Annotated in this window: 8 protein-coding genes; 2 read left to right on the forward strand and 6 right to left on the reverse strand. The window is 41.1% G+C overall.

The genetic code is table 11. The features are described 5' to 3' along the window. Positions 1-295 precede the first annotated feature (295 nt). Entirely contained in the window at positions 296-1,501 is a 1,206-nt protein-coding gene (locus A9267_RS15550) for an amino acid permease (RefSeq protein ID WP_065109819.1), read from the forward strand. A gap of 217 nt (positions 1,502-1,718) precedes the next feature. Then, positions 1,719-3,875, forward strand: coding sequence for a S46 family peptidase (locus A9267_RS15555; protein WP_065109820.1), 2,157 nt, complete (start codon positions 1,719-1,721; stop codon positions 3,873-3,875). A gap of 21 nt (positions 3,876-3,896) precedes the next feature. Here A9267_RS15555 and A9267_RS15560 read toward each other — a convergent pair whose 3' ends face one another. The 6 genes from A9267_RS15560 to A9267_RS15580 all read right to left on the reverse strand — a co-directional run bounded on the left by A9267_RS15560 (position 3,897) and on the right by A9267_RS15580 (position 11,471). After that, entirely contained in the window at positions 3,897-4,598 is a 702-nt protein-coding gene (locus A9267_RS15560) for a pseudouridine synthase (RefSeq protein ID WP_065109821.1), read from the reverse strand. A 14-nt stretch (positions 4,599-4,612) separates the two neighbouring features. After that, positions 4,613-5,260, reverse strand: a complete 648-nt coding sequence (locus A9267_RS15565; RefSeq protein WP_082972416.1) for a hypothetical protein — start codon at positions 5,258-5,260, stop codon at positions 4,613-4,615. A 211-nt stretch (positions 5,261-5,471) separates the two neighbouring features. Then, positions 5,472-6,800, reverse strand: coding sequence for a Na+/H+ antiporter NhaC family protein (locus tag A9267_RS15570; protein ID WP_055022634.1), 1,329 nt, complete (start codon positions 6,798-6,800; stop codon positions 5,472-5,474). Between the two features lie 351 nt (positions 6,801-7,151). After that, positions 7,152-10,328 (reverse strand): bifunctional proline dehydrogenase/L-glutamate gamma-semialdehyde dehydrogenase PutA, encoded by a 3,177-nt coding sequence (gene putA / locus A9267_RS15575; RefSeq protein WP_065109823.1) that lies wholly within the window; start codon positions 10,326-10,328, stop codon positions 7,152-7,154. Between the two features lie 107 nt (positions 10,329-10,435). Beyond that, a complete protein-coding gene (locus A9267_RS21815; RefSeq protein ID WP_156669182.1) occupies positions 10,436-10,576 on the reverse strand; it encodes a hypothetical protein in 141 nt (46 codons plus the stop codon). Positions 10,577-10,949: 373 nt separating this feature from the next. Continuing rightward, complete coding sequence (locus A9267_RS15580) at positions 10,950-11,471, reverse strand: TIGR04211 family SH3 domain-containing protein (RefSeq protein WP_231919176.1); 522 nt, start codon at positions 11,469-11,471, stop codon at positions 10,950-10,952. Positions 11,472-11,595: the final 124 nt, after the last annotated feature.

Below are 11,595 nucleotides of genomic sequence, written 5' to 3' on the forward strand. Positions count from 1 at the left end.
TCTATTCCTTAACGTAATTCCTCTTAGTTGCTTCAGTTGTCTTCTTATGCCGATTTAGTGTAAATATTGATTGTAGCGGCGTAATGCTACGCCATTGCAATATTATTGCATTTAAGTTTTTAAATTAATGTTGCGTAATTGTTTATTAACAGGCTTGTAAGCCTTTATATAACTAAGTGTCTTGCTTGTTACAAGAAGCATCTGATACTGTCAAAACAGCTCGATGAAATGTTATACACACTTTCAATCTAGCCAAATAACGACCAATAAATAAAAATTAAACGGGACTCATGTTTTGAACTTAAAAATGCTTGGCTCAATAGCCATTGTTGCAGGTACTGCAATTGGGGGAGGAATGCTAGCGTTGCCGCTAGCGACTGCAGCATTAGGGATTATGCCTGCGATTATGTTACTGGTTGTCATTTGGGGATTATCGGCTTATACCTCTTTACTCATGCTTGAGATTAATTTACGCGCTGGTGTGGGTGATAATGTTCACGGCATAACGGGTAAAACCTTAGGCAAAGTGGGTCAGTTAATTCAAGGTGCTTCATTTTTAAGCCTGCTATTTGCTTTGACAATGGTGTATCTAATGGGCGGTTCTTCATTACTTGAAACCCGTTTAGAGCCGTTATTAGGTGTGGATTTAAATAACCAAGTCTCGGTATTGCTATTTACTTTAATCTTCGGTGGTTTTATTGCTATCGGCGTGACTTGGATTGATAAGGTTTCAAGAGTCTTATTCACCGCTATGGTGGTGTTGCTTGTACTTGTGGTTGCCTTTTTATTGCCAGAAGTGAATATTGTTGCTTCATTGACTAACTTCTCTGCCAATGTCGCTGAAGGCGATAAATTGGATCAACTGTGGTTAGCTGCCATACCTGTGGTATTTACCTCATTTGGTTTCCATGTGTGTATTGCAACGATCGTCAGATACCTAGATGGCGATGCGGTATCGTTACGTAAAATATTGCTGATTGGTTCTACAATACCGCTATTTTGCTACATATTGTGGCTACTTGTGACGCTGGGTACTTTAGGTGGGGAAACCGTTCATGGTTTTGCTGGTTCTTTACCTGATCTCGTTAATGCGCTTCAAGGTGTTGCTCAGTCAGCTATCGTAAGTCAGTTTATCGACTTATTTGCTAACCTTGCGTTAATTACATCATTTTTGGGTGTGACCATGAGTTTGTTTGATTATGTGGCTGAATTAACTCGTGCAAGAGATGATAAAGCGGGCCGAGCTAAAACATGGTTAATCACGTTTGTTCCACCTTTGTTATGTGCGCTTTACTATCCTGATGGGTTCTTCCAAGTGTTGGGTTTTGCGGCTATACCGCTAGTTGTCATGATCATATTCTTGCCAATTGCAATGGCATTGAAGCAACGTAAAGCGCAAATGGGTGGCTATGAAGTCGCTGGTGGAAGTCTTGCGCTGGGCGTAACAGGGCTCTTAGGTGTGATGATTGTGCTAGCGCAATTAATGGTCGCACTGGGCTAAAATGTAAACGTCAGTTAACGTTTTTTATAAAGGAATGTAACTGAGTTTGTCTAAGGCTATTATTCCTTTGTTTCAATATGATAAAGTCAGGCTATATGCCTGACTTTTTTATTGGCCTAAAAGTAAGTTTAGTGGTCTGCTTTTGTTCACCTTTTTGCTATTAAATAGGTATAACAAACAACACACTCACTATTGTGAATCAAATGGAATTAACAACATGAAAAAATGGTTATTAAGTGCCGCAATCTTGGCATCTTTTTCTGCACAAGCTGATGAGGGGATGTGGCAACCTTATCAATTACCAGCAATGGCTGATGAACTTAAAGCAAAAGGGTTAGAAATTGATGCAAAATCAATCTCTAAGTTAACGGAATTTCCAATGAATGCTGTGATAAGCCTTGGTGGTTGTACTGCATCATTTGTGTCTCCTAAAGGCTTGGTTGTAACCAATCACCATTGTGCGTATGGCTCAATTCAATACAACTCTACCCCTGAAAAAAACCTGTTAAAAGAAGGCTTCTTAGCGAAAACTTACGCAGAGGAATTGCCAGCAACCCCTGGTTCACGAATTTATGTTACCGAGGCGGTAACTGATGTGACTGATAGAGTGAAGTCAGGTCAAATGAATAAAGTCGGTAATGAGTTCTATAAAGGTATCGAGCAACAAGAAAAAGCATTAGTTGCTGAATGTGAAGCTGAAGATGGATATCGCTGTAAAGTTTATAGTTTCCATGGTGGTCTAGAGTATTACCTTGTGAAACAAATGGAAATTCGTGACGTTCGCTTAACCTATAATCCAGCGGGTAGTGTTGGTAAATATGGTGGTGATATCGATAATTGGATGTGGCCTCGCCACACGGGAGATTACTCTTTTTATCGCGCATACGTAGGTAAAGACGGTAAGCCTGCTGACTTTAGTAAGGATAACGTTCCTTACGAGCCTAAAAGCTTTTTAAAAGTCTCTGCTAAAGGGGTTAGTGACGGTGATTTTGTAATGGTTGCTGGTTATCCAGGTCGCACTAATCGTTACCGCACAGCTAATGAAGTTGAGAACCAATTTGAATGGGCTTACCCAGAAGGGAAAGTTCTTCGTGAGCGCCTAATTGAAATCATCAAAGAGACCGCGCCAGAAGGCAGTGATGAACGAATTAAGTATGAGAGTGCTATCGCTGGGTTAGCTAACTATGCGAAAAACTTTACCTCAATGATTGAGTTTTATGGCAAGTCGACCATGCTTGATGATCGTAAAGCGCTAGAGTTAAAACTGTCGCAGTGGATAAAAGCTGACAGTAAGCGTAAATCACAATATGGCGAAGTCTTAGCACAACTGGATAAGCTAATTAAGCAAAGCCAGCAACAGCAAGAGCGCGATTTAATCATGAGCTATATGGGTTACAGTTCAATGATGTCGACAGCTGAACGTTTATATCGTTTAGCGAACGAGAAAACATTGGCTGATATGGATCGTGAACCTGGGTATCAAGAGCGAGATATGACTCGCTTTACTTCTGGTATGGAGCGTATTGAGCGTCGATATGCTGCCAGTGTTGATAAAGCGATGTTATTAGACTTAATGAGCCGTTACGCAGCATTACCTCAAGCTGATCGCTTACCAGCATTTGATAAAGCATTCGCTATTGGTAAAAGTGCCGATAACGCTAAATTGAGCAAGACCCTTGATAAGATGTATGCCAAAACTGAACTTTCAGATAAAGCGGTTCGATTGGCGTGGATGGATAAGTCTGTTGCTGAGTTTAAAAAGTCAAAAGATCCGTTTATTCAATATGCTGTTAGCACTTATGATGAAAGAATGAAGCAAGAAAAGGCACGTAAACAACTTGCTGGTGATTTAATGAAGGTGCGCCCTCAATATATGGATGCAATCATCGCGTACAATAAAGAGTTAGGTAAGCCAGTATATGCTGATGCTAACTCAAGTTTACGTGTGACTGTAGGTAATGTGAAAGGTTACAGCCCACAAGATGGACTAGTTGCAGTGCCATTTACTCGCTTAGAAGGTATCCTTGCTAAAGACACTGGTGCAGATCCGTTTGATGCGCCAGCTAAACAGCTTGAGCTAATCAAAAACAAACAATATGGCGATTACTACGTTAAATCGTTAGATTCTGTTCCGGTTAACTTCTTATCGACGCTTGACACCACAGGTGGTAACTCTGGCTCTCCAACACTAAATGGCCGTGCTGAATTAGTCGGTCTGTTATTTGATGGTGTGTATGAATCAATTATTGGCGACTGGGGCTACGACCCACAAACTAATCGCTCAATTCAAGTTGATAGCCGCTACATGCTATGGGTGATGAAGTACTTAGATAATGCTGAAAACTTATTGGAAGAGATGGAAATCGTCCATTAAGCAAGTCTTATTTAACGGCATCTACAGCTTAAGTTGATGCCTTAATAAGCTAATTTCTGCGGCCTCTAATGGCCGCATTTGTTTTTCTGGCAAGTCTAATAATTCACAATTCATCATGCTTAATCTGATCAAATCAATGACAGTATAACCTAAGGCCTTAGCCATTCTTCGGATCTGACGATTCAGCCCTTGAGTCAGTGTGATTTTAAATTGGTTGCTCGAAACTGCTTCTACATCGCATGGTTTAGTGGTGACGTCTTTGTAGCTCACCCCATTTGCCATTTTTTCAATAAATTCAGCTGAAAAGTCTCGATCTACAGTAACCAAATACACTTTTTGATGCCCGTAGTCTGGGTGCATTAATTTATGGGTAAGCTCACCATCATTAGTCAGCAATAACAAACCACGGGAATCCTTATCCAATCGTCCTGCAGGATACAGTCTAGGGGCTGCTGGTAGAATATGAATTAGGCTGGAAGGTAAATCGGGTAATAAACGGCAATCAATACCAACCGGTTTATGGTACAACCAATATTGCTTGGTTTCGATGGGAGCGATAGGGGCGCCGTCTAATAAAATATTCGGATTGATAGCGTTGGCATTGACCCTATCAAGAGGGCTAGCTAATTGACCATTAAATGTCACTCTTCCTGCCGCAATGAGGCGCTGGGCCTGACGACGTGAACTGACGCCGCAATGAGCTAGATATTGTTCTAAACGCATGTTTACTGGCAAGGCTAGTTACTCGCAAAGGTCAGTGTAGAGAGCTGGCGTTGCTGAGTTTTTATCATTTTTCTCATAGTTAATCCAAGCAGTACACACCATAAAATATTGGCTTGAGTGAGCACCCACATGACCAGTGAGACCCAACAAATTTCGTGAGCCTTATGAGAACATGGGTCAAAATCCAATGTAGACCAATTCAGTAAATACATCAGTGCGACTGAAAAAATCAGGCCGATGATATTGAAAGCGAATAAGGATGCGGAAAGAGAGCTACTCTTGCGGAAATAATCAATAAAACAAAAGCTGTGTAGCACAAAGGTGCAAATCAAATATCCGGTAGAAAAGAACCGATGTTGTTCTAAAAAGTTGATCGGAAAGATACCAATTAACACAATGAGCACGCCTAATGTCGCCCCGGTTACGGTGATTGTGCGGCTATAAAAGTCCTCAAAAACATAATAGCGAGCTAACATAGATAGCATTAAGCAAGCGCCACCAATAACCAAGCCCATATTATAAACGATTGCTAAAGGGGAGGTCATATAATCGCCCAAGGTGTCTGCACGTATACTTAACGGACTGACGCCCAATCGTGCCACTTCAGCGATTAATGCGGTTCCAATTCCTAGTCCACTGATCACAGCCGTCGCTAACGACATGAAAATAATCATTAAATGAAGGTCGTAATGTTTATTTGATTCGATTGAACTAGACATGGGGCCATTGTTAACTAAATGTTTAACTCAGAATATCACTGTTTACGTGTTTTAATCAGCAAAAATAACGAAAAAAGCCTGATATTGCTCCAGCGTTGCGGCAGCGATATCAGGCTTTAAAGATGTATTGTTGACGTGTATTAGATAGTTTTGATTAAGCTCGCTTACGCAGAATTACAATAGCGATAGCAACAACGGCTAAGATCATGCAGTACCAAGCATTTGAAATTGCAGCAAGTGGACTAATGGCAAACGTCGATGCTATTAGTAGTGCTTGAGCGCCATGTGGAATTAAGCCTTGAATAATACAAGCAAAGATATCCAGTACACTTGCTGCACGTTTAGGCGCAACACCATGCTTTTGAGCAAGCTCTTTAGCAATATCACTGGCGACAACAATTGATACGGTATTGTTAGCAACACAGGTGTTGGTTGCTGCAACAATACTTGCCATCCCTAATTCTGCCGCGCGGGTTGAAGTGCCACCTTTCGCCTTTGAGAAACGTTTAATCAGTGCTTCGATTTTCTCGCTAACAAACTTCAAGCCACCTTGTTGTTGCATTAACGCAGCTAAACCACCAACTAACATTGAAAGAATGAAGATTTCTTGCATGTTAGTAAAACCAGCATAGATATCTTGACCGAACTGGATAACGCTGTAATCGGCGATAAACAGTCCAGTTGCACCAGCAAGCAATATACCGACAGTTAGCACGACGAAGACGTTTACGCCTGCGACAGCTAAAAATAAGATAGTTAAGTAAGGAATGACATTGATTAAGTCGATTTCTTGTGGCGCAACTTCTGCTTGTCCTTGGCCTGCAAAAGCAAATAAAACCAATGTAATTATCGATGCAGGCAAGGCAAAGATTAAGTTTTCACGGAACTTATCTTTCATCTCACAACCCTGAGTGCGAGTTGCAGCAATGGTAGTGTCAGAAATAATCGATAAGTTATCACCAAATAATGCGCCAGACATAACAGCACCCGCCATTAAGGCATAATCAATTTGGGCTTGGTCGGCAACGCCTAAAGCAATAGGTGCAACGGCGGCAATGGTGCCCATTGATGTACCCATTGCAGTTGCAATAAAGGCGGCGATAACAAAAAAGCCTGGTAGCAACATGCTAGATGGGATCATTGACAGCCCCAAAGCAACAGTTGCATCAACGCCGCCCGTTGCTTTTGCAACAGAGGCGAATGCGCCAGCAAGCAAATAAATAAGACACATTGCAATGATATTGCTATGGCCGATACCCGCAATAAAGGTATCAATAGATTGGTTTAGTTTCTGCTTAGAAAGCAGAAGCGCCAGAATAATCGCTGGTAAAATGGCGATTACACTTGGTAGTTGATAAAACGCAAAGTCTACACCTTGGCTTTGAAAGTAAACGCCCGCGCCAATAAATAATGCAAGAAAAGCAAATAGAGGCAATAAAGCAATAAAGGAGGCTGGGCTCGTTGTTGTTTGTTGTGTCGTCAAGGTTGTCTCTCTTATTGTTTATTTAGTGTCAAAAGTGCAGTGTTCTAGTCTTTCGAAGTTCAAAGCTACTTTAGCAAGCTCTGTATTAATAATCAGTATTATGATGACTTCTTAAGTTCTGGCAAGCATAGGAGATCTATAAATTAGTGTCAATCTAGACGTCTAGACTTCTTTGCTTCTCTGGTGACTTTTACATTGTTCATTATGTTTTGTTTAATTGGGTTAACAATTGAGTGCAAAAACTCAGCGTGGCGATGCTATTTTGAACATAAATTCGTAGGCAAAAAAAAGCTCGCACTGTGGCGAGCTTTAAATGAAGGCTTAGATAGTCAACCTTATCTTTGGATAAGGTTAATCCGCATCGCCTAAAGACAATAATGTCGCATTACCGCCAATGGCAGTAATGTTATTAGTACGTGTTTTCTCAGTGATAAAGCGAGTAAGGTAATGCGGTCCGCCTGCTTTAGGGCCAGTACCAGATAAACCTTGGCCACCAAAAGGTTGTACGCCGACGACAGCGCCAATCTGGTTACGGTTGATATACACATTACCCACATCAACTTTATCCGCTAAATTAAGTGCATGGCTTTCGTTACGGCTGTGGATCCCTAAGGTTAAACCAAACCCTGTGCTATTAATTTCATTAATTACCTCTGCAAGGTTGGCAGCCTTGTAACGTATAACGTGCAGTATTGGTCCAAAATGCTCTTTATCAAGCACTTTGATTGAATCAATTTCAACCGCTGTTGGTGCAACAAAGTAACCATTTTCTGTGCCTTCAGGAAGTTGATTTTTCTTAATCAATTTGCCCACTTGGCTGATATGATCAATATGCGCATTGAGGTTAGCTTGAGCTGTTGCATCAATCACAGGCCCTACATCGGTTTTAACTGAACTAGGGTTACCAATACTGAGCTCTTCCATTGCCCCTTGCATGACATCAAGCACACGGTCGGCAATATCTTCTTGTAAGAACAGCACTCGTAACGCTGAGCATCGTTGTCCAGCACTCGTAAATGATGAAGCAACAACATCAGCAACCACTTGCTCAGCCTGTGAAGTAGAATCGACAATCATGGCATTTTGGCCACCAGTTTCAGCAATTAATGGAATAATTGCGCCTTCACGATTTGCTAAAGTACGATTAATTAATTTTGCAGTGCCTGTTGACCCTGTAAAACACACACCACCAATACGTTCATCAGAGGTAATTGCTGCGCCTACCGTTGCACCTGTACCCGGTAAGAATTGTAAAACATCAGTTGGAATACCCGCTTCGTGAGCCAGTTGAACTGCGCGATAGCCGACAATTGATGTTTGTTCAGCTGGTTTTGCAACTACAGTGTTACCTGCAGCAAGTGCTGCTGTTACTTGGCCTAAGAAAATCGCTAAAGGGAAGTTCCATGGGCTAATACAAACAAAAATCCCACGTCCTTGAATGAATAACTCATTTAGCTCACCCGTTGGGCCTGGGAGTAGTTCTGGTTTTGCCATCATTTTTTTAGCTTGAATGGCGTAGTAGCGACAAAAATCGACGGCTTCACGGACTTCATCAATCCCGTCTTGAATACTTTTTCCCGCTTCGCGGGTACAAAGTGCGATTAACTCTTCTCGATTTTCTTCGAGCAAATCCGCCAGTTTTTGAAGAGCGTTGGCACGTTCTTCAACTGGAGTGTGGCTCCAGCTGTGGAACGATGCTTGAGCAGAGCTTAGTGCTAATTCAACGGCTTGGTTATTTGCAAAGGCCACTTTACCAACAGCTTGGTTAGTATCAAAAGGACTGACAACATTAATCGTTTCACCCGTTAGCGTCTCGCCATTAACTAATGGGCCAGCTTGCCATTGAGTTTGGCTAAATTTTTCAATTCCTGCGAAAAATGGCTCGGATTCGGAGATGATATTCATGTTGAGTCCTTTAGAGTTTTTACGTTCTTCGCCGAAGATATCTTCCGGCAAGACGATTTTATTATTGGCTAAAGTTTTATAGGATTTGAGTGTGATAACAGGGTGAACCACTAAGCTGTCAATAGGGGTTTTAGGGTCAACTAATTTATGCACAAAAGAAGTGTTGGCACCATTTTCAAGTAGTCTTCTGACTAAGTATGGTAAGAGATCTTTATGCGCACCGATCGGTGCATAAATTCTGACAGCTTTAGCGCCAGCTTCAGCAAGCATGGTGTCATAAAGCTCTTCGCCCATGCCATGTAAACGCTGATATTCATAGTTTCTATCACCGGCCATCGCACTGATACTGGCAACAGTTTGTGCATTATGAGTGGCAAACTGTGGGTAAATAGCCCCACGAGTGGCTTCTGACAATAAGTATCTTGCACAGGCAAGGTATGACACATCAGTACCTGCTTTACGGGTGAATAGTGGGTAACCGCCATCGCCTGCTTGTTGAGCCCATTTTAATTCACTATCCCAGTAAGCGCCTTTTACTAGACGTAATGGGATTTCATCTCCTTGCTCACGAGAAAGCTTCGTCAACCAACATAGAACGGGCAGAGCACGCTTAGAGTAAGCTTGGACGACAATACCTAATAATCCCCATCCTTTAATTTCTTCAGCGTTATACAGCTTTTTAAATAGCTTTAACGATAACTCTAAGCGATCCATTTCTTCTGCATCGATAGAAATACCGATATTTAGCTCACGCGCTTGAACACAAAGTTTAATCACAGTGTCATAAAGCTCGCTTAATACTCTATCCTCGTTGGCGACTTCATATCGCGGATGAAGAGCTGAAAGCTTGATCGAAATAGTCGGTAAAGGTGTATTTGATTCTTCATATGACTGAGCGCCTAATTGACGAATGGCATTGCTGTAGTCGAGATAATATTTTTGTGCATCTTTAGCTGTGAATGCGGCTTCACCTAACATGTCGTAGCTGTGGGTATAGCCTTGTTGACGTTTAGCTGTGCTGTTTTTAAGGCCCTCTTGAACGGTTTGCCCTAAAACAAATTGCTTACCCATGATTTTCATTGCGGCATTCATGGCTTGACGAATAACAGGTTCACCTGCGCGATTGATGAGTTGATTTAATAAACTGCTTGGCTTACCATCAATATTCTTATCGAGCTTAACGATTTTACCTGTAAGCATTAATCCCCAGGTGGATGCATTGACTAACAATGAATCGCTTTTCTTAAGGTGTAAATCCCACTTAGCACCAGAAAGCTTATCTTCAATTAACGCATCGGCAGTCGCCGCATCAGGAATACGCAACAGTGCTTCAGCAAGACACATTAAAATAATGCCTTCTTGTGTTTCTAAACTGTATTGCTGCAAAAAGGCATCAATGCCTACCGTTAAGCCTTTCTTTTCGTACTGACGAACTTTAGTGACTAATTCATGGGCTCGATTCGTCACTTGTTTAATATCGGTGTCAGATGACGGTACTAACTTCAAGAGTTCAGTAAGATATTGCTCTTCATCAACGATGTAATTATTTGTTATGGCTGAGAATAGCTCATCTAGGCTGGCATTGTCGTAATGGCCGTTTAGTACTTCACTAGCTTTAAACATAATTTTCATTCCGTCTTTAGCTGTTTACTACCTGATGTAAACAAGTTGTTTTATTATGATATTTTTTATTTTGTATACAATGTACGAAAATCGAGGCGATTATAATATTAAAATGTGACATTGAGCAATGTTTGCAAAGAAATGTGATTGTAAATAAAAGTGTCGACTGTTTTATGCTCAATAATTCGGATGATAATGGCTAAGATCCCATCAACATTTTTAGGTAAATGCATCAGAGTTGAGTTCATTGATGCCTGCTAAAACACGTTAAAAGACAATCAATTACTTTGCGCTGCAAAATATCAAAGCTCGCTTCTTTACGGCTTTTTAGCGTGTTAGTTACTATCACCCGATAGCATGTTTTGGTACAGGGGACTTTGGTCGTACAACCCGTTGATCAGGATTAATGGTAGTGAAATGTAAGGTGGAAAGTTTCAAGATAACTATTTTTAATAGAAATTTACCAGAGGCAAGCAGGAGACAATAAGCAATGCAAAAGTCTCATGCTGTCTACAAATAAAAAAACCAGTGCAAGCACTGGTTTAATCGTTGATTGAATCTAGTTGGGCAGCTTGTCGTAATACAAGCCTGGAGCAATAGATTTCATTTAGCCGTTAAAACTTACATCCAGCGGCTTTTTTGTTTGCGTTGTGGTCTTGGCAAGTAAACCAAGATAATACCAATCAAGGCGCCTAAACCGGCAATCATTGCACCTTGCTGCCACATCTTTGACTGGGCGTTATCTTTCATTGATTGCAGTTGTTGATTACTGCTATCACGCTCATTTGTCACTCTTGATAATTCAGACTGTAAAGAAGCAATCTGATTGTTAGCTGATGTCAGCTCCTGAGCAACAGACTCTGAACTTTGATCAAGTTGAGATAAGGTGGTTTTAGTTTTTGCTAACTCAGCTTCTAGTAGCGGTAAGCGATTTCGTAAACTCGTTCCTGTTTCAATTAAATCAGACTTTACCCAGCCTTCACGATTTTTATGATCACGAATTTTACTGTATTCATTTTGAGTTTCATTTAATAAGGTAATCGTTTGACCAGCCTCAATGCTGCCTAAAATACGATATTGGGTACCTGGACCACCGTGGATGTAAATAAACACATCGTCAGTAATGTAATGCGTCTGAGCCATTAAACCTTTTGAGAGCAGTAGCAAAGCTACTATTGTAAGCATTCTGAACACGTTATTTTTCCATACCATTAGAACTATCCGTCATGCTATTTATTTACTGTCTTGATTGCAAGGAAGAACCGCA

Source organism: Shewanella sp. UCD-FRSSP16_17, assembly GCF_001675935.1.
GTDB classification, from domain to species: domain Bacteria; phylum Pseudomonadota; class Gammaproteobacteria; order Enterobacterales; family Shewanellaceae; genus Shewanella; species Shewanella japonica.